Consider the following 25,609-nt stretch of genomic DNA (forward strand, 5'->3'; position numbering starts at 1 on the left):
ATGACAGTTCTTGATTTGTTTTTCGTTCAGCGAATTGTTTTGGTTGTAAATTCCCTGCTAGTGAGTTCCAAGCCGGGCATGGTTGTCCATGCATCTTTAAATGTGAAGTATATAGGTATTTCTCCAGCTTCCTTCGCTTTCTCCAATAGATGAATGAATTCATCCCAAGTATTTGGAATTTCCCCACCAAGTTCCTCGAGTTTTGCTTTATTGTAAATCATGGTGTTTGCATTAGCAGCAAATGGAACACCATGTATCCCATGAGACTCGGATCCTTCTAAATCAGAAAGTGTTTGTAAATATGCAGATTGCACAGTCTCTAACATAGGCTCCCCTTTATAATCTACTAACATATCAACACTTACTAATTCCCGGTACAAAGCGTTTCCGGCAATTGCTAGGATGTCTGGCATATCATTCTTTACAAGCCGTGTGCGTAACAAAGTTTCTGCGTCTGGTGGGGCATATAAATGAATACGGATAGTAGGATTATCTTTTTCAAATTGATCAATCATCGATTCATAGGTAGCTATATTTTCAGCTTTATTGGAAAATAGCTCTAGTTCTACAATGTTTTCAGAAGTAGAAGAATCACTACAGCCGACAAGTAAAGCAGCTGTAGTGAACGACATAACTAGAGAAGAAACAAGTTTCATTAGAATCTCCTTCTTTCTGTTTTAAGCAAGTCTATAGATAAATGCTTCATATGGATTTAATGTAAAATGATGAAGTATATGCAGATCATCGGTTGGTTCATTTGTAATGAACAATTCAATGTCACCTGTTAAGTTAGGGAGTTCACATGTTTGAGCCTGATCTGTAAAATTGCATACAACAACTAGTTTTTCTTGCTGATAAGTTCTTGTATAAGCAAAAATAGCTTCATCATCCTCAAGCAGCAATTGATAGTTTCCATGAGTGAAAATCTTTTCCTGCTTACGAAGAGAGATTAATTTTTGATAGTAATAAAAAATAGAGTTTGCATCATCAAGCGCTTTTTCTACATTAATATCCTGATAATTAGGGTTTACAGAAAGCCATGGTTCCCCTGTAGTAAATCCGGCATGTTTTTCATTATTCCATTGCATTGGCGTTCTAGCGTTATCGCGGCCGCGCGCATAAATCGCTTCCATTAAATCTTCTTTATTATGTCCCTGCGAAAGGCGTTCATTGTACCAGTTGATCAGTTCGATATCCCGATAATCATCAATAGAAGGGAATTGAATATTCGTCATGCCAATTTCTTCACCTTGATAGATATAAGGAGTTCCTTTCATTCCATGCAGTAATGTTGCTAGCATTTTTGCTGATTTTTCACGATACTCTTTATCATTACCAAAGCGGGAAACAACTCTTGGCTGATCATGATTATTCCAATATAAACTATTCCACCCCGTATTTTCCAAGCCATACTGCCATTTGCTTAAAATTTGCTTTAGCTCAGTAAGCTTCCATGGAAGATTGGACCATTTTCCGTCTGGGCCGTCTCCAATCCCCATATGTTCAAATTGAAAAACCATATTTAATTCGTTACGATCCTCGCCAGTATATAGCTTCGCTTGTTCAACAGATACCCCTGGTGTTTCACCAACCGTCATGATGTCATAATGAGCTAAAACTTCTTTATTCATCTCTTGAAGAAACTCATGAATGCGTGGACCATTCGCATGAAATTCAAATGCCGAAACAAACTCTTTTCCAGGGTCGGGCTCACGTTCTGGCATGCTTAGATCTTTGGATATTAAGTTAATTACGTCCATACGAAAACCGTCAATTCCCTTATCGAGCCACCATCGCATCATTTGATATACATCTGCACGTACTGCGGGGTTTTCCCAATTTAAATCAGGCTGTTTTTGGCTAAACATGTGAAGATAATATTCATCTGTTGCCTCATCATATTTCCAAGCGGATCCACTAAATGCCGCCTCCCAGTTAGTTGGGGGCTGCCCATTGGCTTTTCCTTTTCTCCAAATATAATAATCACGTTTTGGACTGTCTTTACTTGACCTTGATTCGATAAACCATTCATGTTCATCAGATGTATGATTAACCACAAGATCCATCACTATTTTAATATTTCGTTTATGAGATTCTTCTAGTAATTCATCAAAGTCTTCCATGGTACCGAATTCATCCATGATCTCATGATAATCGCGAATATCATAGCCATTATCATCATTAGGTGAATCATAAACAGGGGATAACCAAATCACGTCAATCCCAAGTTTTTTTAAATAGTCAAGCTTTTGAATAATTCCTTGCAAATCGCCAATACCATCACCATTACTATCATGAAAGCTGCGTGGATAAATTTGATAAACAACGCTTTCTTTCCACCAATTTGCCTGTGTCAAAAAAATCATCCTTTCCATAAGGTTAAACGTTTACTATAATGCTAAAAAAGAAAAAGGTAATACGAACCTTTCGTTTTCAAAAAGAATCGAGACGTTATAGACGATAAGATTCGGGCAGCTGTTGAACATCATACAGCTGCACAGAAAAGACCACCATTTATTTATTCGTCTATTGGTTTTTAAACTTTTCGTTAACGCTTTTCACCGATCCTCTTTCGATAATTTTATGTTTCATTGTAAGTGACTCTACTTCTTCCCCCATCATTGATTGGAAAAGTATGTTAGCAGCCTTGTACCCCATTGTTTCAAATTCTTGCGATACGGTGGTCAAAGAAGGGATGAGCATCATCGCAAGTTTTGTATTATCATAACCGATAATTGATAAATCATCCGGAACCATTATGCCTTGAGCATGCGCTTCCGACATGGCACCTGCAGCTAGTTCATCACTTGCAGCAAAAATAGCTGTTGTCTCGGGGTGGTTTTTAATAATGGAGCGAAAAGCAATTTTACCATCATCAAAATAGAAGGCATTATTCCAACAAATTTGGGTGTCTTCACAAGGTAGCCTCGCTTCTTTTAGTGCTTTTTTAAAGCCGTCAATACGCGGAGCACCAGCAATTAAATCATTGGGGTTCCCACTTATCATAGCGAGGCGGGTATGTCCTTGTTCTATTAAGTAACGAGTAGCATCATAAGAAGCCTGGACGTCATTAACTTTTATTTCTGGAATATGATTTATTTCAGTTGTTCCAGACAAAGTTACAAATGGGACATTCATTTGTGTAACAATTCGCTGATAATTGTTTGTCAGTCTTTCATTTGCAAATATAACACCCTCAACCTGCTTTTCATAAAGCAATCGTAAATAATGCTTTGTTTTCTCTTGGTCAGAGGAAGTGTTGCATACAATTACACTCTTTCTAAATGCTTGCGCTGCGGATTCAATACCATGGAGCAGTTCTGCACTAACCATTGCGGATACTTCAGGGAATAAGACGCCAATCGATCCGCTTTCATTATTGATCAAACCTCTTGCAATAGCATTTGGATAGTATCCCATTCGTTCAATCGTTTGCATTACATGCTGCTTTGTTTTTTCAGAATAGCCTTTTCCCGTTTCATTTAAAATTCGGGAAACGGTTGCAATAGAAACATTAGCCTCTTTTGCAACATCTTTTATCGTTGATTTCTTCATACTATCTTCCTTAGAGTAAACGTTTACTCCATATTATCTGGTTATGAAACCATTGTCAACTGTTGTTTGAGAAAAATTGGATTAAGAAGCGTTGAATAAGTGTCTAAATAAGAACGAAGAAAAGCATCTTGGAGCCGATGCCAATGATCCTTACTGCATTTTTAGTTGCAATTGCTGAGGTGGAAAAAGCCGAGGAAATTGAGGCGTTGCTTGCGAAAAGCGAAGTGTAAATCTACTGCGGGTTCAGGAGCGATAATGCCTAAAAAACACTTGACAAACTCATGAAACTAAATATTGCTTTTTTAAGCATATTGCGGTAGGATAAAATAAAAAGAAAATGCAATTAAGAAGCGATGACGAGGTCAATTATTATTTTTACAGCTAACAGAGAGGGAAGGAGAGCTGCGAACTTCCTAGTGATGGAAAATAATGAACCGCCTCATGAGCTGTATTGGGGAAATAGAAGTAACCAATACCGTAGAGCTACGTTACAGCAAAGATGAGCCAAGCAATATTTATGTTGTTTTGGAAAATTGGGTGGAACCACGGGTAACACATTCGTCCCTTTATGATTGAGGGAAGAATGTGTTTTTTAGTGTCTATAAGTATTGGCATAAAAGTTGTTCGACACATAAAGATATTTTATTTCGCTAAGGTAATTTGCTGTTAGACCCTCATAGCAATAATTAAAAATATCTAAAGCGGAAGATGCGCCTTCATGTCTGATTCATTCGGGCGACAAGGAGAGAAAGACTTCTTGATTAAGCATCGCAGAAAAAGAGTTCTTGTTTATCAAGAAAGTTTTAAAATTAGTCTTTGATCAACTAATTCAAGGCGAAAAGCTATCCTTGAATGAAGGTTCACTTTATCATATCAGAAGTTCTCCCAGTATGTACGTCGATAAACAAGTTTTTTGCGTTTTTGTTTCATGGGTATTAGAAAAAAGGAAATATGCAATAGCGATGACGAGGATATGGATTATTTTTACAGCTAACAGAGAGGGAAGAGGAGCTGTGAACTTCCTAGTGATGAAAAATAATTGACCACCTCACGAGCTGTATTGGGGAAAAAGAGTAACCAATACCGTAAAGCTACGTTACAGCAAAGATGAGCCAAGGTAATATTTATAAACATCTAAGGTACCGTAACCCCCTATTTTAAGGGGATATAGAATACGAAGATATCTAGGTGGAGATAACGGCACCTAAATGCCTGATTGGTTCAAGGGCCTGGAGGTCGTCATACCCTTGTGGTACTAACAATCAAGGAAAAAACAATCTTTGGATAAAGTTTCCCTTATATTACTTTGGAAAGTTGGGTGGAATCACGGATAACACATTCGTCCCTTTATGAGGAGGGAAGAATGTGTTTTTTTAATACTATATGAAAGTATAAAATTTTAGGGTTTATCCCGCATGTAAGGTGCCGTAAGATTCCCACTTCAAGTCCTGAATTGATACAAAAGAGTCAAAGTGTGAGACAACGGCACCTAAATGCCCGATTGGTTTAACTAACATTCCGTGTAAAAAGCATTCCACGGAATGAAGTTTCACTTTATCCCGCATGTAAGGTGCCGTAAGATTCCCACTTCAAGTCCTGAATTGATACAAAAGAGTCGAAGTGTGAGACAACGGCACCTAAATGCCCGATTGGTTCAACTAACATTCCGTGTAAAAAGCATTTCACGGAATGAAGTTTCACTTTATCCCGCATGTAAGGTGCCGTAAGATTCCCAGTTCACAGTATAAATCCAACATGCACTAGCCGAGTTTTTTAAATTTTAAGGAGGTATGTATCATGAACAACTCAAGTATTCACATTCACTTACCAAACGAAGAAGTAAGAACCTATCCAGCAGGAACTACTGTTAAAATGGTTGCCTCATCGATTGGCACTAGTTTAGGAAAAAATGCAGTAGTTGCTAAAGTAAATCAGAAATTAGTTGATCTGAGCTACAAACTGATGGATGATGCATCCGTGGAGATTTTTACATCAGATACGAAAGAAGGATTAGAAGTAATACGGCATTCAACAGCCCATGTACTTGCACAAGCAGTAAAAAGATTATTTAATAATGTCCAGCTCGGGATTGGACCAGTAATAGAACATGGATTTTATTATGATTGTAAGTTAAATGAACGGTTAAGCGAGCAGGAACTACAATTAATTGAAAAGGAAATGGCAATCATCATTAAAGAAGATTTGGAAATAAGGCGGGAAGCTATTTCATACGATGAGGCTATGCAGCTCTTTTCCCAGCGGAATGAACCGTTTAAGCTAGAACTATTAAAAGAGCTGGATAAGCATGAGGAGATAACCATTTATCATCAAGGGGAATTTATTGACCTTTGTCGTGGACCGCATGTACCAAGTACAGGATATGTGAAAGCATTTAAGCTCTCACACGTATCAGGTGCATATTGGCGTGGAGACAGTGAAAGGGATGTACTTCAACGAGTTTATGGGTATGTATTTAATAAAAAAAGCGAATTGCAGAAGCATCTTGATTTCTTAGAAGAAGCTAGTAAACGAGATCACCGTAAATTAGGGAAGCAATTGCAGTTATTTATGTTTTCTGAAGAGGCCCCAGGAATGCCTTTTTATTTACCAAAAGGACAGATAATAAGAAAGGAACTTGAACAGTTTTCCAGAGAAATGCAAAATACTGCTTCTTATAAAGAGGTACAGACACCTTTAATGATGAAGCAACGTCTTTGGGAACAATCAGGACATTGGGATCACTATCATGAAAATATGTATTTCACAGAAGTAGATGATACTAACTTTGCAATTAAACCGATGAATTGTCCGGGACATATGCTTATTTTTAAAAATAAACTTTATTCGTACAGAGATTTACCAGTGCGTATAGCGGAATTTGGGCAAGTTCACCGTCATGAATATAGCGGTGCTTTAAATGGTATGCTGCGTGTTCGGACTTTCTGTCAGGATGATGCTCATATTTTTGTACGTAAAGATCAAATTGAATCGGAAATTAAACAGGTTTTTAACCTGATTGATCAGATTTATCGTACTTTTGGTTTTACGTATATCGTTGAGCTATCAACGAGGCCGGAACCTTCATTAGGTGAAGATCATTTATGGGAATTATCTGAACAAGCACTGCAAAATGTCTTAAAACAACTAGAAGTTCCTTATCAATTAAATGAAGGAGATGGTGCGTTCTACGGTCCAAAAATTGATTTTCACATTAAGGATGCGCTAGAACGAAGCCATCAATGTGCAACGATCCAACTTGACTTTCAAATGCCGGATAAATTTGATCTATCTTATATCAATGAAAATAACGAAAAGGTTCGTCCAGTAGTCATCCACCGAGCTATATATGGCTCGCTTGAGCGATTCTTTGGCATTTTAATTGAACATTTTGCAGGTGCTTTTCCAGTCTGGCTTGCTCCAGTTCAAGTACAACTAATTCCAGTATCTCATGTGCATACGGATTATTGCAAAGCAGTTGAAGCGAAATTGAAAGAACAAGCTATTCGAGTTGAGGTAGATAACAGACATGAAAAAATAAGCTATAAAATACGGGAAGCACAGATGCAAAAAATACCATATACGCTTGTGTTAGGGGATCGTGAGGTAGAAGCAGGCAGTGTCCATGTTAGAAAATACGGAAGTAAGCGATCCGAAAGTGAATCATTAGCCAGCTTTTTGAAAGGTCTTCAGCAGCAGATTAATGATAGGTTGCTGTAGTACTTTCCAAATGTGGTGAAGAAAGTTTTGACATCTTGGAATAAACTATTGATAATAAGTTTCGATATGAAATGTTCAAAAAAGAAGATAAAAAGCTTAAGGTTAGGTCGGTTAAAATCGCAACGTCCTTGAGTAAATCGTTGTCTCGCTGTCGATCTTTTCTTCGTGAATCTTTGTTCTGTTGTAACACCAGCATGTCCTGTGTGTCGAAGTTCAAGGATGACATCGTTTATAATAGCAGAGTGCAATCAAGTTAGAAACAGGGATCACAAGAAACAGGCGATCGATAAATCTTTGTTTATAGTTCAGCAGACTTTTTGAACATTCAATAAGATGAAAAGGAGAGTTATTAGAAAATGTATTCCATCAGACTACGTTTCCCTGCTTTGAACCAGTAATTAAATATGTTCAAAGGCTCTGCCTGTGGTTGCAGAGTAAACGGGATTAGTCTGTTCTTTTTTAATAACTTTTTGATAGAATTTAGAATTGGTAACAGAAAGGCATCTTGTTTATGCCTTTCTTTTTTGTACTATAGGAAAGCCATCGTTTTTCTTATACGATAAAGTGAAACTTCATTCAGTAGGAGTTTTCTTCCATCTCCTACTGAATTTAGTACCTTAATGGTATGACCTAAAGGCCCTTAAACGAATCGGGCAATTAGGTGCCGTTTTCTCCCACTTAGACCTTTTGTATCAACTCAAGATTTTGAAGTGGGAGTCTTACGGCACCTTACATGCGGGATAAAGCCTAAAAATTTTATACTTTCATATAGTGGAAAAAAATTCCAATCCTCGCTACGTCAACATATTTCGCTTTCCGCGGGCACGGCCTCAGCTTCCTCGGAAAGCAAAGATCGCTTTCCTGCGGGATCTTCAGCTCGAGCTATTCCCGAGAGGAGTCTACATATGTTGACTACGCTAAACTTACGTATACATTAGAAAAGCTTGGCTTATCGCCAATTCCTTAGCGAAAGCCATAGTTTTTCTTATACTATAAACCATAAAATTTTATACTTTCCTATAGTACAAGGACGATTTATTGTTCGTTTTTTAATCAGCTGTTTTAGTTATGTCCCAGCCTTGTATATTAAGTACATGAGGTTCGCTACCTCTTGTGCTTTTTTTGTATAGTAATATATACTGAAAGCAACGCTGTGGATTAGTAACCCAGCATACAGTACTTTTTAGTAACTGGTTTTTTGAGAGTCTAACCACAGCTCTCTGTTTAATAATTCTGCCAAGCCTTCTCATATTTTTCAATTAGGCTAGGGCGAATTAAGGTATTTACTTCTATTTGGATCTGGTTCCCTTTCTCATCAACCATGTGTTGATCGATATCTTTACCAAATGTAGTAAGGCCGGCTAGTACGTCATTCGTTAAAAACTTTGTATCAACATTGATATTCACTTGTTCTACAGCAAATTTTTCCCGTTTTGCCAGTACAAATCCCCAATCACCAAAACTCGGGACGTCAACATGTAGATTATCTGTATAGAGATCAGCAGCTTGCATGGTTTTGTCTATCGACCAGTAAACTTCGGTTGCAAAAGTTGGACTGGTTGCTTGTACCATAATCGCTCCTCCTGGTCGTAAATGGTTGCGGAGAAGCTGGTAAAATTCAAGCGTGTACAATTTATTTAAGGATTCATTATTTGGATCTGGCATATCGACAAGAATAACATCGTATAATTCTTTATGTTCTTGTAAGTATGTAAAGGCATCTGTATTAACAACATCAACTCGATCATCTTTAAAGGCTTCTTTATTTAATTTGGTAATTTCATGGTTTTTCATCCCTAAATCGGTTACGCGTGGGTCTAAGTCAACGAGTTTTATAGACTTTACTTCATCATATTTTTGAATTTCACGTAAGGCAAGCCCATCCCCGCCTCCTAAGACTAGGACATTTTCGATGGATGAAGCAGCAGCCATTGCAGGATGGACAAGTGTTTCATGGTAACGATATTCGTCTTCTGAACTGAATTGCAACTGCCCATCAAGGAATAATCGCAAATCTCCCTGCTCCTTCGTTAGGATAATTTGCTGGTAATTCGTTTGTTCATTATAAATAATCGGGTCATTATATAGCTTCTGTTCAAAGACAAAAGCTGTTTCTTCACCAAATAATACCCCTAGTATTAATACGACTAATATAATAATGCCAGCGGTAAAGTGACGTTTGAAGGTTTTAATTTCTTGTCGAAAATAAATTAAAATCCATAAAGCGACAATGACATTGATAAGTGCAACGATAAAAGCTGTCTTTACTAAACCAAACTGTGGGCGGAAGAGATAAACAAATAGTAAACCGCCTATTAGCCCACCGGCGTAATCGGAGAAAAGAACTCTAGCTGTACTTTTTTGTAAGGTTACGCCAATTTCATTTGCTTTGCGGATTAAGATAGGGAGCTCAACCCCTGTAAGTGCACCAACGACTAGTGTAATAAAATAGAGGAAAAATGCATCCATCCCTGAGCTTAAAAAGGCAGTAACACCAAATAATACAAAGGTAGAAAATCCACCAATGATACCAATTGTAAATTCAATCCATACAAAAGATAGAATTAAATGCTTCGTCACCTTTTCACTAAGCGAGGCACCAATTCCCATTCCTGTTAAAAATAATGAAATGGTCAGTGTATACTGTTTCACACCGTCTCCTAGCAGATAGGAGCCGGCAGCACCAAACAAAACTTCAAAAATGATCCCACATATAGATACAATACCTGATGCCCAATAGATTGCTTTGCTTTGTTTTATACTTAAATTTGTCACAAGTAAAGTCCCCTTGTAAAAGCTTTTAACTAATATAGAATTGTCCTAAACTTGAATGATAGCACTCAAGTTTCTTAGTTCTTCGTTATTAAATTCATAAGCTGATAAATGATACGGTAGAATGATATTGTTTTATATTACTGCCACTATTTCAATACAGAAATAGCCTCTTCTTAAGTTTTTCTGATCGGTTAATACAGGCTTATGATTAAAATGCTTTAAACTCCGTCTTATAAACTACATATGTTACTAATTTTTACCAATCAAAGCAAACTGCTATGAAAAGAAAAGGCAATCGGCTATCACCGATTGCAAATTCTAACATAAGGTAAAGCAACTTTACGTCTTATCCAGCTTAGAAGATTAAATCTTAGGATAAGTAAAATTCTTTTGCATCTAATTCATCTATTACGTAATCGAAGCTCCAATGACAAATCCGAGTCCAATCGATACACACATACTAATAATTCCGACGGCTATATTTCCTTTATGTAATTGTTCTTCAACAGAGAAATTACGGGTAAATAATTGAAATAATAAGTATGCGACCATTTGTAATACAATTCCGACTCCGCCCCAAATAAGGGTTTCTACGATATCTGCACTGTTATAAATAGAAAAAGCAAGAATGATACAGATACCTACTATTTTTCCTCCAATTGATAAAGCAACTGCATGATTTCCTTTTAAAATTTCATCCCAATCTTTGTATCTCGTTGTAATTAGCTCAAAAATAACTAAGCCAACTAGTACAACACCAACTGCGACAAAAAAGTAAATAAGCGTGGAAACAAATGGCTCCATGAATTTCATCCTTTCTTTATACTATAGGAAAGTATTAAATTTTATGGTTTATAGTATAAGAAAAACTACGGCTTTCGCTAAGGACTTGGCGATAATAAGCCAAGTTTTTCTAATGTATTCATTTTATTTTCCAGTACCTGGTCCGCCACCTCGAATAGTTGACGAACGTATCGATTTAGAACCACCAGATTTTTTATAGTGACCGCCTGATGAGTGGTAACCGCCGTAGCAATCATTTGAATTTCTACAGTTGTTTTGCCGTTTTTTAGCCCAATCATCGACGTCGAGAATTTCATCTAACAGCCAATAAGCAAATAAACCATGAAAAAAGCTTGGCTGAAAATTATCTCGAACGAATTGTTGAGAGGCAATTTCAACTGTTGAGTTATCAGAATCATCTTCGTCTTCTGTTACAATCACAAACAAGTTATCGTAGACAAGTGCTTGCTTTTGGTCACTTCTATCACTTATTCTATCAGGCTCTTCATGTTCCCGCAGTTCGCTTACTACTTCATCAATGCTTTTATCTTCAGCTATGTATACCTCAGATATATCAGAGGAATCCTCTTGGCTTGAAACAATATCTTGAAATGTATAATTATCATCTATAAATTCGGCAATACGATGATCGAACAAGGTTCCTTCAGATTTAGCTTGACTGTCACAAGCAGCTAACAGGAGCAATAAAGATATCAAGACAAAGAAAAGTGAACGCTTCATCTTCTCACCTTCTTTTTTAAGTCTAGGTTAGTTAGGACACTCAAAGTTGAGTGCCCTGGCATAACATAGTTTTAAAGATTACTGTAAATATACAAAATGCGTTTATCCCATTACATCAAGAAGTAGTCAATGGTAGTATCTCTTTTTTTCGACCGTTCTGCTTCGTTATAAGGGGTAAAAAACCACAAAGTGAAGTATGCTTTATTCTTTTCCTAGCTTCTTCTTTAATGCTGCCAGTTCGTCATCGACATCATTTTTTTCTAATGCTTCAAACTCATCGTCTAAGCTTTTGTTAGAGCTTCTTAAGTCTTCACTTGTTTCGGCCTCTGCTTCATAACGTAGTACCTTTTCTTCCATCCGCTCAAAACCTTGCTTGGATTCGTCACTGCCGATACCTGATAATGTACGATTCATTTTAGTTCTTGTTTTAGCAGATTCAGCACGTGCTTTTAAAGAATCTTTTTTCAATTTCATTTCTTGGTATTCAGCTTTCATTTCATCTAGTTTAGCTCGTAATGCAGTGGAATCTTGTTTAGCACGCTCATGCGATTCTTTTAATGACTCAGCAGTTTGCTCATGTAATTTCTTATCCTCTAGCGCACGCTTAGCAAGATCATCATTCCCAGCTTCTACTGCTTTCATAGCTTGTTCTTCCCGTTTTTTGACCATTTTTTGTGTATCTTCATACTTACGTAACATCATCTTTTCATTGGCAATTTGTTTTGCTACGGCAGTTTCTGCCTCACGAATATCTTCTTCCATATCACGCATAAACTGATCTAGCATCTTTACAGGGTCTTCAGCTTTATCTAATGCAGAATTCAACTCAGATTCAACAACCGTTTTTAACCGTTTAAAAAATTTAAACATGTTCATTCCTCCAATAATATTTTTTATGAAAAAAGTCTAAAAAGTAGACACAAATAGCTTTTACTGTAACAGACAATACGTCCTTCGGAAAAAGGAGCGCCAACCAATCTACCTTAGGCATTAATCAGATCGACTTCATTCGACATTTTACGTGATCACCTAGTACGCAATTTCTCTCCTACATTGTTGCTCCTGCATTTTTAGATTTAGCTACCGGCAATAATTTTTAATTCATATTCTTCAATTTCATAGCCAATACTTACTTCAATTTCATTTCCCCATTTTTCTACAGAGAGTGCTTTTTCATCGGACTCATCATAATAATCATAATAGTGACAGGTCATACCAGAGACGTTTTCACTGCGTCCGATTCCTCTTACTCTTGCTGTTCCCGACTCATCCAGATAAAAGGTGGTTCCATCATATTCCACTTTTTTAGGAATGGGTTCTTGAATTGGCAGTTTAATTCTTTCATATATCCCAAGATTTAGTTCATCGTCCATTTCAACACTTAACCATATAGTTTTATGCGTGCTTTCCAACTGATATGCATACCATTTAAAACCGTGATCATCATAATCAATTTTACCTACCACTTTGTAATCCTCTAGGTCGAATGTTACGATATCGTTTATTTTTAGGTTAAACATATTTCTTTCTTCGATTGGTTTAGTGGTCTCCTTTTTTTTTCCAAATAAACGACCGAATATACTCATGAATTCACCTCAACTTTTCTTAGCATGGTTTCATTATACTAATACGAATAAAAAATGTATAAGTTTCAGCAAAATAAAATAGGATTAAAATTTTTTCATGGATAGTTATAGGATGGTGTCGAATTTTGCTGTTCAAGATGCGGCGACTTGGCTTTCATTAATAAATATGTGCAGATATACCTGGTGAAATAGATAAGTAATTAAATATGAGTTGTAAATTTACCATACTTTTATCCTAATTATCATACTTATAGTACGTCAAGAAATAGTTCTCAATATTCAAATTTTAAAATATAGAAAATTTAGACAAAAATACACAACATTTTTAAACAGGTTTTGCTATTGTCTAATTAAAATCCTTAGTGAAGAGGGTGGTGTTACACTAATGAGTTCTTTATAAAACAGAGCGTTACAAAGTTGATAAATAAAGAAATAAGGGAGGAGTTTATTTGAAGCTGCAATCTACCAAGGTGTCCCTAATTATCCTGTGTTTATTATTTGCACTTTTATTGCAAAGTGTCACCGGTCTTGATGCATCTGCTTCGAACAAAGAAGTTGATTACAATGAGGAGCAAATCAGAGCCATCATGGAAGAAATGTCGTTGGAAGAGAAAATTGGTCAGCTGTTTATCGTCCACGTCTATGGAAAGACGCCAACAGATCCGGCTTATGAGGATATAAATCTAAAAAACAATCGCGGTGGTAAAAATTTTCAGGAAGTTATTGAAAACTATCACATTGGTGGTGTTATTTATTTTAATTGGACAGACAATATCGGTACACCGCTTGATGGTGAACAAGTGCAGTCCTTATCAAATGGTTTGCAAGAAATTGCAATGAATCAAGATACGAGAATTCCTTTATTTATTTCAACTGATCAAGAGGGTGGGGTTGTCCAGCGGGTAACAACACCAGCTACGGTATTTCCAGGAAGCATGGCAATTGGTGCAACCCGTTCCGAAAAGTTTGCAGCAAAAACTAGCAAAGTCATCGGTAAAGAGTTGAAGAGTTTAGGTATTAATATGAATTTTGCCCCTACCGTTGATGTGAATTTAAATCCAGATAATCCTGTCATTGGAGTTCGTTCTTTTGGAGAGACTCCAGAACTTGTCTCCCGATTTGGGGTGTTACAAGTAAATGCTTATCAAGATCAGCAAGTAATTGCTTCAGTTAAACATTTTCCCGGACATGGAGATACAGATGTCGATTCCCACTACGGATTACCGATTATTGACCATGATTTAAAAACGTTACATGAAGTTGATTTAAAACCTTTTAAAGATGCAATAGATGCGGGAATCGATTCGATTATGACAGGGCATATAGTAGTACCGGCATTGGATGACTCTGGTTTTCCAGCAACACTTTCAAAACCGATTATTACCGATTTACTTCGGAAGGAACTGGGATTTGATGGGCTAATCATTACGGATAGTTTAGGGATGGCAGGTGCAAATGTCGTTCCCCCTGAACGTGTTTCCGTTGAAGCTTTTAAAGCAGGCATAGATATATTATTAAATCCACCTAATGTCGAAGTTGCTTATCATAGTATGTTGGACGCTGTACAATCTGGAGAAATTACAAAAGAACGTGTTGATGAATCGGTATTTCGCATATTAAAAGCAAAAATGGATAACGGTTTATTTGATAAATCACAAACTAACCCAGATGAAATAAAACATATTGGAACAGAAGAACATTTGCAAACTGCCAATGATATTGCTGAAAAAAGTGTGACGCTTGTTAAAAATGAAGGTGTTCTACCTTTACAAGCGGAAGAAAGAGTACTCGTCACTGGGCCAATGATAGCAAAACCTGACCTCCTTTCTCAATCATTAAAGGAAAAAGGAATCAGAGGAAGCAGCTATGCAACTAGTAATAGCCCGTCTGACAGCCAAATTGAAGATGCTATCAAACAAGCCAAGGATGTAGATAAAATTATTGTCACCACTTACACTGCAAATACGAATTCACAACAGCAAAAGCTTGTGGAAAAACTGAATGAAATAGACAAGCCGGTAATTGTATCGGCACATAGAAATCCTTATGACATTATGGCTTTTCCAGACGTAGCTGCCTATCTTAATGCATATAGCCATCTAGAGGTGTCGATTCATGCAATGGCAAACGTGCTGACAGGTGAAGTAAACCCGTTTGGAAAATTACCAGTAACCATTCCGAATTTGTATGATTTTGGGCATGGACTAGATTATACAAATACACCTCTTAATGCAAAGGGATTAAAACAGTTGGTAGATGATCTCCACGGACAAGGAGAAATCATCGATGATCAGGCTACTCGTAAATTAAAAATCCATTTAACTACAGTGGAACGCTTTGAACAAAGAGAACTTCAAGAAAAAGTGGTAAAGCATTTACATGGTTTTCAAGAATTATTAACTACTCTTAGAGAAGACAAAACACTCACGAAGAAAGCCCATAGTTATTTAGAAACAGAAGGATTAAAGCTGCTAGAAGTTTGGGATAATGCACGAGCAAAATAAAGTGAAACTTCATTCCGTGGAACACGGAATGTTAGCTAAACGAATCGGGCATTTAGGTACCGTTATCTTTCACTCAGACTTTTTCGTATTCTTTATAACGCTTGAAGTGGAAGTCTTACGGCACCTTATGAAATCAAAATCAATAATAAAAATGGAGGAGAAACTGAAATGAATATAAAAAAGCAATTAGGATTTGGAATAGCTTCAGCTGTACTTGGTATAGCTTTAATCGGCGGGGGGACTTTTGCCTATTTCAGTGATAGTGAGACAACCAAGCATACATTCGCAGCAGGGACACTTGATTTAGCTACTGAGCCAACAGAAATTATTCAAGTAAATAATCTTAAACCGGGGGATTCGATGATACGTGATTTTGAGCTCCAGAATAATGGAACATTAGATATGGAGAAAGTATTATTGGAGACGGATTATACAGTTATAGATGCAGAAGGAAATAATACTGAAGATTTTGGCGAGCATATTATGGTGGAGTTTCTTTATAATGCGGACAAGCTTGATGAAGTAATTTATCAAACTACGCTTGCTGAATTAAAAACAATGACACCCGAAGCAGTAAGTGAACATGTGTTTTTGCCGCTGCTAGGCGAAAAGGGCCTACCTGTAAATACGATTGATGATTTCGTTGTGCAATTTAAATTTGCCGATAATGATAAAGATCAAAATGAGTTTCAAGGGGATGCTTTAAATTTAAAATGGACTTTTATTGCGACACAGACACCTGGAGAAGAGAAATGACCGTTGAGGAGAGAATAAGATGAAGCCTCGATATCTGTTTCCTGCTTTTTTGTTACTTATCCTATTGTTATTACTGCCTACAGGGATAAAAGCTCGTTCAGTAGAAACTACTTTTGCATCTACACAGACTTCTTTTATATATGAACCATTAAAGGATTTGGATCAAGAGATCGAAGAGGCGATTGCAGATGCCGTGATGCCGGGAGCAGTATTGTTAATCACTAAAGATGGCAAGAAGAAGAAATTTACTGCTTATGGTTATGCTGCCAAATATAAAGATGATCAATTTACCGAAATGGAGCAGCCCCAAGTAATGAAAGAACATAAGCTATTTGATATGGCTTCTATTTCAAAATTATATACAGCCGTTGCAGTAATGCAACTATGGGATGAAGGTTTGTTTGAGTTAGAAGATCCAGTATACTGGTATATCCCCGAATTTGCGATTCATGATAAACGAAGTGTCACTATTCAACAATTATTAACACATACATCTGGATTTGCAGCAAGTCCGAGTAAACGCCTGTATGAAATCGATGGTAACCGGGCGGACAGGCTTGATTTAGTATTAAGAGAATCTTTACATCAGTTACCTGACACAGAATATATTTATAGTGATGTTAATTATATTACGTTAGGCATATTAATTGAACGGCTTAGTGGTGATCGTCAGGATCAATTTATAGCTAAACATATTACTGAGCCCATGGGTCTGAAGAATACGATGTATAACCCACCAGCTTCTTTAAAACATCGAATTGCCGCTACCGAATACCAGCCTTGGACAAACCGTGGTTTAGTGTGGGGCAGTGTCCATGATGAAAATGCCTGGGCGTTAGATGGAGTTGCTGGACAAGCTGGTATTTTTACGAATGCTGAAGATTTAGCTGTTTTTGCTCAAATGATATTGAATAACGGAACCCATAAAGAAAAACGGATTCTCTCAGAAGAAGCAGTAAATTTAATGAACATGAATTGGAATAAGGCATATTCAGGCCAAGATCACGGGTTAGGTTGGGATCTAAATCAGGACTGGTATATGGATAATCTCGCAGAAACGGATACAATGGGACATACTGGTTATACTGGAACATCAATTGTTGTGAGTCCAACGAAACATACAATTGTCATTTTATTAACGAATCGTGTGCATCCAACAAGAAACACAGTATCCACTAATCCAATTCGAAAATTGGTATCAGAAAGGACAGCAGATGCAATTTATTCCTCAAGTGCAGAAAACATGAAAGAATTAGTTGAACGTTTTGTAAACAGAGAAGAATTGGACATGGCTGTTGCTATCCCTATTCAGCGCCACTTAACAGTGATTCATCATTATGAAGATAAGCATAAGCGAGAAAAAGTATTGAAGCACTTAAATGGATATGTTCAGTTAATAAAGATTTTAGAGAAAAATGGAAAGATGAGTAAAAATGTCTATGACGATTTGCAGCGAACTGCTAACTATTTGTATGAAAAGTGGCAGTAAGTAAAAAAGCAGTGAGAAAAGGTCGCTCCTCTTAATCTTCTTTTTTATACTATAGGACATGTAAATTGTAGCGTGAAGTTAATACATTTGTAGTGAAAATTTTAATAATTCATACGTGTAAGTACAATTGGGTAAGTGGACTTAAAAGATCGGCGGAAACCAAGTATCAATGAGGAGGAGTTTCTATTGAAAAAAATAATGCTTACTGTTATCAGTTGTTTCATTTTGCTCGGGTCTCTAACGATTGTAGTTGCAGATAGATTGGAAACGAAAAGTATAAGTGAGGAACCACTTAAATTAGGGATAGAAGTTTTACTTGAACAGAAGAAAGATGTAATTAAAGGCAGACGGGTTGGCTTAATTACCAATCCCACCGGGATAGATCAGGATTTAAATAGTATTGTAGACATTCTTTATCATGATCCGGATGTAGAGCTAACAGCATTGTATGGACCAGAGCATGGTGTAAGAGGAGATGCTCAGGCAGGAGATTACGTGGAATATTATATCGATGAATATACTGGATTACCAGTTTACAGTTTATACGGGGAAACAAGAAAGCCAACGCCTGAGATGTTAGAAAATATAGATGTTTTATTATTTGACATTCAAGATGTCGGAGTAAGATTCTATACGTATATCTATACGATGGCTTTGGCGATGGAGGCTGCACAGGAAAATGGGATTGAATTTATTGTCCTGGATCGACCCAATCCACTTGGAGGAAACTACGTGGAAGGGCCAGTTCTTGATCCGGATTTTGCCTCCTTTGTTGGGAACTATCCTATTCCTTTAAGACATGGAATGACCGTTGGGGAGTTAGCAATGTTATTTAATGAAGAATTTGAGATTGGAGCAGATTTGACAGTAGTTCAGATGGATAACTGGAAGCGGGGCATGTACTACATCGATACCGAACTCGAATTTGTAATGCCATCACCAAATATGCCTACTTTCGATACTGCGCTTGTTTATCCAGGTGCAGCATTAATAGAAGGAACGAATGTATCTGAAGGAAGAGGAACAACAAGGCCTTTTGAATTAATTGGTGCTCCTTTCGTTAACAGTGTGGAATTTTCCCAGGCACTCAACGGTTTACGGTTGGATGGGGTTACATTTCGGGCAGCGTCTTTTACCCCAACTTTTTCTAAGCATAGCGGTACTTTAAGTCACGGTGCACAAATCCATGTTATGGATATAAAAGCTTATGATCCAGTTGTTACAGGACTCCATATTGTCAAAACATTACATGATATGTATCCGGAGGAATTTCAATTTCGGGCTGAGAACAGTGCAGGTGTGTCATTTTTTGATTACTTAATTGGAAACAGATGGATTCGGAAAGCAATTGAAAATGGAGAAACAGTAGAAGCAATGGTAAAAGAATGGCAAGAGGAACTGCAAATATTTAAAGAAGTACGCAGAGATTATCTCATCTATACCATTCATACTTATGATTTAAAGAAATCTATTGAGAGATATGTTGATGTAAAAGATTTGGAAAAAAATGCAGCCAAAAAACTTAAGATGCACCTAACTGTAGTGGAACGCTTTGAAGCTAGAAAGGACACTGCAAAAGTAGTGAAGCATATGAAAAGTTTTCTAATTCTTTTGAATAAACAAAAGGAAGCAGGACAAATAAACGAAACAGCATATGATGCTCTTTCAAGTGATGCTAACGATTTGCTTTATCAATGGAACTAATTTTTATCCCGATGTAACTGGCAGTAAGACCTTCACTTCGATGCTATGAGGGGAACCTAGAGAAAAAGTGGGGGATCCAATTGCAAGTCAAATGATAGATTCTGTTCATTTATCAATCAGTGGGGGATAAATGAAAACCCTTCCTGATTGAATAAAAGAAGGGAGGGTTCTCCAATGAAAAAGTTTTGTCTATTTATCTGTCTGTTAATCTTCTTTACGATACATGCAGTTTTTATAAACACAAATTCAGTTGTGCTCGCCGAGGCTGTTACGTCAGATCCAGTAACAGTTAAAATAGCCACATATAATATAGCTGCCGGGCGTGGAGTAGATGGCTTTTATAATATCAGTCGAATTGCAAATGCCATTGAAAAAACAGGAGCAGATATTATTGGCCTTCAGGAGGTAGATGTACATTGGGGGGACAGAAGTAGAAAAGATCATATGATAGAAAAGCTTGCAAACCGCTTGAATATGGAATACTATTTTGCACCTATCTATGATCTTGATCCCTTAAATGAAAACGAACCACGTCGTCAGTTTGGCGTAGCAGTGCTAAGTAAATATCCAATTACTGCTGCTGTAAATAGAGAGATTACAAGATTATCAACGCAAAATCCAAATCCTTTTCCTCGGTTGACTCCCGGTTTTCTTGAAGCAGAGATAAATGTAGAGGATGCAGAGCTTGCATTTTACGTTACACATTTGGATTATCGCAGTGATCCAACCATTCGTGAAATGCAGGTAGAAGATATGAAAGAAATAATGAAAAAGAAAACGTATTCTATTTTAGTTGGTGATCTGAATGCTACACCAAACGCTTTGGAATTGAAACCACTGCAAAAAACGTACACAGATGTTTGGATGACAAGCGGAAGTGGACAAGGTTACACATATCCAACGACAAGTCCAGACCGAAGAATCGATTATATACTTACTTCACCAAGAATAAAAGTGAATAAGGCAACTACTCTCGAAAGTACCGCATCGGATCATTTGCCGGTAGTCGCTAATATTACACTAATTCCTGGTAATCATTCATATAACTTGAAAGGAATGGCTTGTTTACCAATTGTATGAACAGGGGGAAATTCGTAAACTTACTTTAATAAACAGACATCTTCAAGTACTTTCCTATTATGAACAAAACAATCTAACCGGTAAACTAGTAAAGCATTTATATGGATTAAAAGAACTATTGAATTTGCAAAAAGAAAGCGGAGAAATAACGAAAAAAGCATGGGAAGAATTACAACGTGATATCGATTACTTTATGAAAAAATATAGAGAATAAACGTACACTGTAGTTTGTATTAATAAATATGTTTAACAAATTGGACAAAAGCTGTGGTTGCTTGCCATACCTAATTATAAGCATTTCCCTAGCTAAACCATAAGTTATCATCTTGTGCTTCATTTTTATTATTAAGGAGAAAAGCGCTTTTTGAATGAAGTATTTTATTTTACCTCGTCAGAAGTTCTCTAGTTTGCAGTTCCTAACCGAGCGCTTTTAGCTTTTGTTATGTGAATAGAAAAACTATTAGAAAAACGATATCATCACCTTATGCAAACTATTTTAAAAGCATTCGTACAGAACTTTCACAAAAGACTAACGAGCTGAGCTGCTTGAACAGTAGCTCAGCTTTGTTCATCATCTATTTGAATCCCCATGCTTTTAGCTGTCCCAGCTATGATTTTCATAGCACTTTCTATATGGGTTGTATTCAAGTCGGGTAATTTCATTTCTGCAATTTTTTTTAATTGAGCTTGTGAAATCACTCCAACCTGTTGGTGACCAGTCTTATTAGCACCTTTAGAGATATTAGCGTACTTTTTTAACAAATAGGAAGCTGGCGGTGTTTTTAAGTGGATAGAAAATGTGCGATCTTCATAGACTGTTATTTCAGCAGGAATGATTTCACCAGTTTTTCCTTTGGTTCGTTCATTATATGTTTTACAAAACTGCAAAAGGTTAATTCCAGATGGAGCCAAATCTTTTCCAACCTTTGCCGGATTCGCTTGATTTGCTTCCAGTTCAAGTTTAATCATCTTAGTTATCTTCTTCTTCATGTGTATTCTCCTTTCAGTAAGTACCTAAAAAGGAGTATAAGGTCTGTCGTAACGTGAGAGTCAATACAAAAATGGCATCTATTTAAAAAAGTGCAGACGAAACCTGAATTTTTTCATTTATAGGATAAGCAAGTATCAAACTTTAACATAGAATTTGGCCAAACCAAAGAAAATGAGTATTCTGTAAATTAATTGGTCTTACACGTTTTGGTGGACCTGGTACCAATAAAGTTTCCTTACGCATGAAATGAAAAGAAGCATTTATTAATGTTATATTCTAATAAATATGTTAACTTGTTCAATTAGATAATTCTTTAAAAGGTGGGAAGATATTTTATGGTACATGTATATGGTCAAGTTGTTGATAAACAAACGAGATGTGTTCATTATCATTCAATAAAAGATATTATTGCAATTAAATGTAAATGCTGCTTGAAATATTATCCTTGCTATCAATGCCATCAAATAGGGGAGAATCATGAAATAGAGGTTTGGTCAAAGGATGAATTTAACCAAAAGGCAATCTTGTGTGGAGTATGTCAAACTGAATTTACAATTGAACAATATTTGCAATTGACTACGTGTAGATGTTGCAGCTCTGAATTTAATGAAGGATGTATGCTGCATTACCACCTATATTTTGCGTAAAGAGGATCACCAATTTTTTAGTGTTAACCAATGCTACTTTTGAAATGGGTCCCCCTTTAAGCTAAAGACATAAAAACTGACTAGCGGACAATGCTTGTTTACTAGTCAGTTAGTTTCTTGCAAATAACATGTAAATCTTTTTTTGAAAGTAGCTTCGTTATTGGCTTAAGCCTTCCAATTGCAGTAAACTTCGGCTCTCTTTCCTACCTTTTTACGATAAGTCATCGGTTTCTACTATCGCTGTGTTGTACGTTATTAAAGGCACTTTTTTATTAAGTTAAAATTGCCCATTATACCAGCTGAAATAACCTAGTTTCATAGATATTGTCACTATAATTCCTAATAGTAGAAGCATGCTTATTAAAAATAACCAATCCACCCAACTAACCGTAAATTGTCGGTAAAAGGTACGGTTCTTTTCTCCGCTAAATCCTTTCGATTCCATGGCAATTGCTGTACGTTCTGCTTTCAGGATCGCACCCGCAAGTAAAGGAATAGCATAGCGTTTGTATTGCTGAATCGTATTTCTTATACCAGAGCCGCGATCAGCTCCTCTTACTCGATGAGCAGCCCGGATTTGCCAAAGCTCTTCTTTCATTAGCGGTAAAAAGCGAAACCCTGCTAAAATGCCATATGCCAGCTTTGGCGGCAGCTTACATTGCTGCATCAGGCTGAGAATAAAATGAACCATATTTGTAGTAAAGATAAACATAAATGATAAGGCTGCAAAAGCTAACATACGTAAGGTTAGGGATAAAGCAACCGTAACATTTTCTTTTGGTAATTCCCAAAACAAAAACGTTGTCGTAATTTCAGGATTACTTGCCTCATTAGAAAAAGCGAGCGTTGTCCAGAGCATCCCCACAGATAACAGACAGACAACTAAGAAATAAATGATATACAGTCTCCAAGCTACTTTTCCAAATAAAAAGGTAATTAGTATAGTTAATAAACAATAGACGAGTGGCGTAAATGGATCAAAGAAAAATGTTAATAGACAGACTGTAATAATAACCGTTATCGCCTTTATGCTAGGATTGATGTCATTTAATAACGTACGCATTATCCTGTTCCTCCATCTGCTGTTTTAGTTTTATACGAGTAGGATAATCTAAATGCCAGTTCTCCAGGTGTGGCATGTCCCATAGCTGATCTGGCGTTTTATCAGCTACTATTTTTCCATTTGCCAGTACGATTACGCGATCTGCATATTGATCAACTAATTCCATATCATGTGTAATCATCATAATGGTTGTACCTGCTTGATGTCGTTCGCGTAATAGTTGCATTAATTGATGTAAAGATGCAGTATCTTGACCAAACGTAGGCTCATCCAAAAACAAAATATGTTGTTCATCGACAATCATGGTAGCAACACTAAGGCGACGCTTTTGTCCTTGGCTCAATGAATAGGGATGATAATTTTCCAGACCATTTAACTGGCAACTCGTTACTATTTCATGAACCCTTTCTTTAATTTTAGATTCTGAAAATGAGCGTAACCGTAATGTATAGGCAATTTCATCATAAACATTATCCGTAATAAATTGATGCTCTGGATTTTGAAACACATATCCAATTTGCTGCCGTAAAGTAGACTCTTTCCAAGTTTCAAGCAAACGTCCGTTTAAATGAATTTTTCCAGATGTAGGACGATCTATACCAGCCAGTAAACGAAGTAAGGAGGTTTTTCCACTGCCATTAGCACCGGTGATAGCAACAAAAGATGGATGAAATAGTTGAAACGTAATATTGTGCAAAATTTCTTGTTTGTTTTTGCTTAAATATAGATTAGAACTGGCCAGAATTATTTTTTCGTTTGGTACGTCGAGGAACATTTTTCTTTCTAAATAGTAACGATCTAAATAAGATACGTTTGCTAAAAAATCCTCATTCGTTAGTGGCAGCCTTGTATAGGTTGCTTGCTGATGACTAGCAGCCTCTAGTACAAGCTCGGTTACAGGCGGAAGTGAAATTCCTTGGCTTTGAATTTGTTGCTGCTTGTGTTTCATTGCTTCCATTAGCGAACCATCATACATACATCGACCATCTTTTGAAAGAATATAAGCTCGTTCAATAAAGGCTACCCAACCTTCCAACTGATGTTCGATAACCATTAAACTGATATTTTTTTCCTGTTGAATATGTTTCATTGTTTTAATAAAATCTTGTTTTGCTAATGGATCCAAATTCGCAGTAGGCTCATCTAGGATTAAAAAGTCAGGTTGAAGAGCTAGTACACAAGCTAAGGCAACTTTTTGTTTTTGCCCACCGGAAAGCGAGTGAATCGCAGCTTTTCTGTATCGCGACAAATTTACAAGTTGTAATACTTCCGTTATTTTCTGTTCCATTTCTACTTGTGGTGTATGAATATTTTCGAGCCCGAAGGCAATTTCATCTTCGACTGTAAGCATACAAAATTGACTCTCTGGATCTTGGAATACGACCCCAACCTGTTTACTAATTTCTCCGGGAGGTGTGTCATTCACCGATTGACCTGAAACTTGCACACTTCCTTCCATTTTTCCATCTAATTCGCGGGGATAGATGCCGTTTAAACAAAAAGTTAATGTACTTTTTCCAGAGCCGCTGGGTCCCAGTAAGAGCATTGTTTCACCTTGATTTAATTGAAAGCTGATCTTGTCGAGAACTGGATTTTCTACTCTATCAAACCAAAGAGAAAGTTGGTTGACTTGAATCATGAAACGGACCTCTCTTTACGCATATGTTTACCAAGGGCAAAGCTCGAGAGCACCCCTGTTTTAGCTAAAGAATCACTAATTGCTTTCCCAAGTATTCCAGAAATAATCGCTCCACTAATCATTCTTATTACGAGCATGCTCATAATATAGGGGGTGCTTAAGGCGACATAACCGCTGCGGAAATATCCCCAGATGAAACTGAAGATAGCAGCGCCGACTCCTGCAAGCATTAATACCCATAGTGAATATCGCCTATATCGTGTAACTGCAAAGGCTGCTTCTGCCCCCAATCCTTGGATCATGCCTGTAACGATAATGATCGGTCCCATCGCATTACCTAACATCATTTCAACAGTAGCGGCAATGGTTTCGGAGAGAAATGCTGCCCCTGGTTTACGCAGGATATAAGCTGCAATAATGGAGACGATAAACCATATTCCAAAAATAAGATCATAACCAATTGGTCCCATGAAGGTTACGAGTAGCTTTCCTACAGGAAGGAAAGCTAAATAAACAATCCCAAATACAACAGATAAAACAGCCATGACAATAATTTCTTTTAAGCGCCAGCGGTTCAAA

20 protein-coding genes, 1 pseudogene and 1 other annotated feature are annotated in these 25,609 nt (G+C 36.9%); of the genes and pseudogenes, 9 read left to right on the forward strand and 12 right to left on the reverse strand.

Going from position 1 to position 25,609, the window contains the following annotated elements; translation table 11 throughout:
- Positions 1–26 precede the first annotated feature (26 nt).
- The 3 genes from BN1066_RS20765 to BN1066_RS09575 form a co-directional block, all read right to left on the reverse strand.
- On the reverse strand, positions 27–656 hold the full coding sequence (locus BN1066_RS20765) for an ABC transporter substrate-binding protein (protein WP_245799756.1): 630 nt from the start codon (positions 654–656) through the stop codon (positions 27–29).
- Positions 657–677: 21 nt separating this feature from the next.
- Positions 678–2,357, reverse strand: coding sequence for a glycoside hydrolase family 13 protein (locus BN1066_RS09570; protein WP_245799757.1), 1,680 nt, complete (start codon positions 2,355–2,357; stop codon positions 678–680).
- A gap of 169 nt (positions 2,358–2,526) precedes the next feature.
- Positions 2,527–3,555, reverse strand: coding sequence for a LacI family DNA-binding transcriptional regulator (locus BN1066_RS09575; protein WP_077319229.1), 1,029 nt, complete (start codon positions 3,553–3,555; stop codon positions 2,527–2,529).
- A 344-nt stretch (positions 3,556–3,899) separates the two neighbouring features.
- Positions 3,900–4,124, forward strand: a binding site (T-box leader).
- Positions 4,125–5,352: 1,228 nt separating this feature from the next.
- Here BN1066_RS09575 and thrS point away from each other — a divergent pair.
- Positions 5,353–7,272, forward strand: coding sequence for a threonine--tRNA ligase (gene thrS / locus BN1066_RS09585; protein WP_077319231.1), 1,920 nt, complete (start codon positions 5,353–5,355; stop codon positions 7,270–7,272).
- Between the two features lie 1,224 nt (positions 7,273–8,496).
- Here thrS and BN1066_RS09590 read toward each other — a convergent pair.
- The 5 genes from BN1066_RS09590 to BN1066_RS09610 form a co-directional block, all read right to left on the reverse strand.
- Entirely contained in the window at positions 8,497–10,047 is a 1,551-nt protein-coding gene (locus BN1066_RS09590) for a polyamine aminopropyltransferase (protein WP_077319232.1), read from the reverse strand.
- Positions 10,048–10,455: 408 nt separating this feature from the next.
- A complete protein-coding gene (locus BN1066_RS09595; protein WP_077319233.1) occupies positions 10,456–10,851 on the reverse strand; it encodes a DUF350 domain-containing protein in 396 nt (131 codons plus the stop codon).
- A 123-nt stretch (positions 10,852–10,974) separates the two neighbouring features.
- Positions 10,975–11,571 (reverse strand): DUF4247 domain-containing protein, encoded by a 597-nt coding sequence (locus BN1066_RS09600; RefSeq protein ID WP_077319234.1) that lies wholly within the window; start codon positions 11,569–11,571, stop codon positions 10,975–10,977.
- 201 nt (positions 11,572–11,772) lie between these two features.
- On the reverse strand, positions 11,773–12,441 hold the full coding sequence (locus BN1066_RS09605; protein ID WP_077319235.1) for a PspA/IM30 family protein: 669 nt from the start codon (positions 12,439–12,441) through the stop codon (positions 11,773–11,775).
- A 206-nt stretch (positions 12,442–12,647) separates the two neighbouring features.
- A complete protein-coding gene (locus tag BN1066_RS09610; RefSeq protein ID WP_077319236.1) occupies positions 12,648–13,157 on the reverse strand; it encodes a DUF4178 domain-containing protein in 510 nt (169 codons plus the stop codon).
- A gap of 449 nt (positions 13,158–13,606) precedes the next feature.
- On the opposite strand from BN1066_RS09610, the gene BN1066_RS09615 reads away from it, so the two are divergent.
- The 7 genes and pseudogenes from BN1066_RS09615 to BN1066_RS09645 all read left to right on the forward strand — a co-directional run bounded on the left by BN1066_RS09615 (position 13,607) and on the right by BN1066_RS09645 (position 20,904).
- Complete coding sequence (locus BN1066_RS09615; RefSeq protein WP_245799758.1) at positions 13,607–15,661, forward strand: glycoside hydrolase family 3 protein; 2,055 nt, start codon at positions 13,607–13,609, stop codon at positions 15,659–15,661.
- Between the two features lie 168 nt (positions 15,662–15,829).
- Positions 15,830–16,417 (forward strand): CalY family protein, encoded by a 588-nt coding sequence (locus BN1066_RS09625; RefSeq protein WP_077319238.1) that lies wholly within the window; start codon positions 15,830–15,832, stop codon positions 16,415–16,417.
- 19 nt (positions 16,418–16,436) lie between these two features.
- Positions 16,437–17,906, forward strand: coding sequence for a serine hydrolase domain-containing protein (locus BN1066_RS09630; RefSeq protein WP_077319239.1), 1,470 nt, complete (start codon positions 16,437–16,439; stop codon positions 17,904–17,906).
- Positions 17,907–18,092: 186 nt separating this feature from the next.
- Positions 18,093–19,346: pseudogene (locus BN1066_RS09635) on the forward strand (exo-beta-N-acetylmuramidase NamZ family protein); the annotation flags it as partial.
- Positions 19,347–19,349: 3 nt separating this feature from the next.
- Positions 19,350–19,610, forward strand: coding sequence for an FIMAH domain-containing protein (locus tag BN1066_RS21235; RefSeq protein ID WP_425445291.1), 261 nt, complete (start codon positions 19,350–19,352; stop codon positions 19,608–19,610).
- A 174-nt stretch (positions 19,611–19,784) separates the two neighbouring features.
- Positions 19,785–20,690 (forward strand): endonuclease/exonuclease/phosphatase family protein, encoded by a 906-nt coding sequence (locus BN1066_RS09640; protein WP_077319241.1) that lies wholly within the window; start codon positions 19,785–19,787, stop codon positions 20,688–20,690.
- On the forward strand, positions 20,683–20,904 hold the full coding sequence (locus tag BN1066_RS09645) for an FIMAH domain-containing protein (RefSeq protein ID WP_077319242.1): 222 nt from the start codon (positions 20,683–20,685) through the stop codon (positions 20,902–20,904). The genes BN1066_RS09640 and BN1066_RS09645 overlap by 8 nt, the downstream gene beginning before the upstream one ends.
- A 344-nt stretch (positions 20,905–21,248) precedes the next feature.
- Here the strand turns inward: BN1066_RS09645 and rplK are convergent, their stop codons facing one another.
- Complete coding sequence (gene rplK, locus BN1066_RS09650; RefSeq protein ID WP_077319243.1) at positions 21,249–21,680, reverse strand: 50S ribosomal protein L11; 432 nt, start codon at positions 21,678–21,680, stop codon at positions 21,249–21,251.
- A gap of 336 nt (positions 21,681–22,016) precedes the next feature.
- On the opposite strand from rplK, the gene BN1066_RS09655 reads away from it, so the two are divergent.
- Positions 22,017–22,328 carry a CHY zinc finger protein gene (locus BN1066_RS09655; RefSeq protein ID WP_077319244.1) on the forward strand — a complete coding sequence of 104 codons (312 nt, stop codon included), beginning with the start codon at positions 22,017–22,019 and terminating at the stop codon, positions 22,326–22,328.
- A 277-nt stretch (positions 22,329–22,605) separates the two neighbouring features.
- On the opposite strand, the gene BN1066_RS09660 is transcribed toward BN1066_RS09655, so the two are convergent.
- Genes BN1066_RS09660 through BN1066_RS09670 form a run of 3 tightly spaced genes read right to left on the reverse strand, consistent with a single transcriptional unit; the run spans position 22,606 to position 25,608 of the window.
- Positions 22,606–23,391, reverse strand: a complete 786-nt coding sequence (locus tag BN1066_RS09660; protein WP_077319245.1) for an energy-coupling factor transporter transmembrane component T family protein — start codon at positions 23,389–23,391, stop codon at positions 22,606–22,608.
- Positions 23,372–25,030, reverse strand: a complete 1,659-nt coding sequence (locus BN1066_RS09665; RefSeq protein ID WP_077319246.1) for an ABC transporter ATP-binding protein — start codon at positions 25,028–25,030, stop codon at positions 23,372–23,374. Before BN1066_RS09665 ends, BN1066_RS09660 begins: the two co-directional genes overlap by 20 nt.
- On the reverse strand, positions 25,027–25,608 hold the full coding sequence (locus BN1066_RS09670; protein WP_143695776.1) for an ECF transporter S component: 582 nt from the start codon (positions 25,606–25,608) through the stop codon (positions 25,027–25,029). Before BN1066_RS09670 ends, BN1066_RS09665 begins: the two co-directional genes overlap by 4 nt.
- Position 25,609 lies beyond the last annotated feature (1 nt).

The organism is Virgibacillus proomii (assembly GCF_900162615.1).
GTDB lineage: Bacteria > Bacillota > Bacilli > Bacillales > Amphibacillaceae > Virgibacillus > Virgibacillus proomii.

What these genes read in the sequence shown, in the direction of transcription:
- BN1066_RS09610 (WP_077319236.1), bottom strand. Translation starts at nt 13,157, where the DNA reads ATGAGTATATTCGGTCGTTTATTTGGAAAAAAAAAGGAGACCACTAAA.
- BN1066_RS09630 (WP_077319239.1), top strand. Translation starts at nt 16,437, where the DNA reads ATGAAGCCTCGATATCTGTTTCCTGCTTTTTTGTTACTTATCCTATTG.
- BN1066_RS09575 (WP_077319229.1), bottom strand. Translation starts at nt 3,555, where the DNA reads ATGAAGAAATCAACGATAAAAGATGTTGCAAAAGAGGCTAATGTTTCT.
- thrS (WP_077319231.1), top strand. Translation starts at nt 5,353, where the DNA reads ATGAACAACTCAAGTATTCACATTCACTTACCAAACGAAGAAGTAAGA.
- BN1066_RS09665 (WP_077319246.1), bottom strand. Translation starts at nt 25,030, where the DNA reads ATGATTCAAGTCAACCAACTTTCTCTTTGGTTTGATAGAGTAGAAAAT.
- rplK (WP_077319243.1), bottom strand. Translation starts at nt 21,680, where the DNA reads ATGAAGAAGAAGATAACTAAGATGATTAAACTTGAACTGGAAGCAAAT.
- BN1066_RS20765 (WP_245799756.1), bottom strand. Translation starts at nt 656, where the DNA reads ATGAAACTTGTTTCTTCTCTAGTTATGTCGTTCACTACAGCTGCTTTA.
- BN1066_RS09640 (WP_077319241.1), top strand. Translation starts at nt 19,785, where the DNA reads ATGAAAAAGTTTTGTCTATTTATCTGTCTGTTAATCTTCTTTACGATA.
- BN1066_RS09605 (WP_077319235.1), bottom strand. Translation starts at nt 12,441, where the DNA reads ATGTTTAAATTTTTTAAACGGTTAAAAACGGTTGTTGAATCTGAGTTG.
- BN1066_RS09625 (WP_077319238.1), top strand. Translation starts at nt 15,830, where the DNA reads ATGAATATAAAAAAGCAATTAGGATTTGGAATAGCTTCAGCTGTACTT.
- BN1066_RS09595 (WP_077319233.1), bottom strand. Translation starts at nt 10,851, where the DNA reads ATGGAGCCATTTGTTTCCACGCTTATTTACTTTTTTGTCGCAGTTGGT.
- BN1066_RS09660 (WP_077319245.1), bottom strand. Translation starts at nt 23,391, where the DNA reads ATGCGTACGTTATTAAATGACATCAATCCTAGCATAAAGGCGATAACG.
- BN1066_RS09655 (WP_077319244.1), top strand. Translation starts at nt 22,017, where the DNA reads ATGGTACATGTATATGGTCAAGTTGTTGATAAACAAACGAGATGTGTT.
- BN1066_RS09600 (WP_077319234.1), bottom strand. Translation starts at nt 11,571, where the DNA reads ATGAAGCGTTCACTTTTCTTTGTCTTGATATCTTTATTGCTCCTGTTA.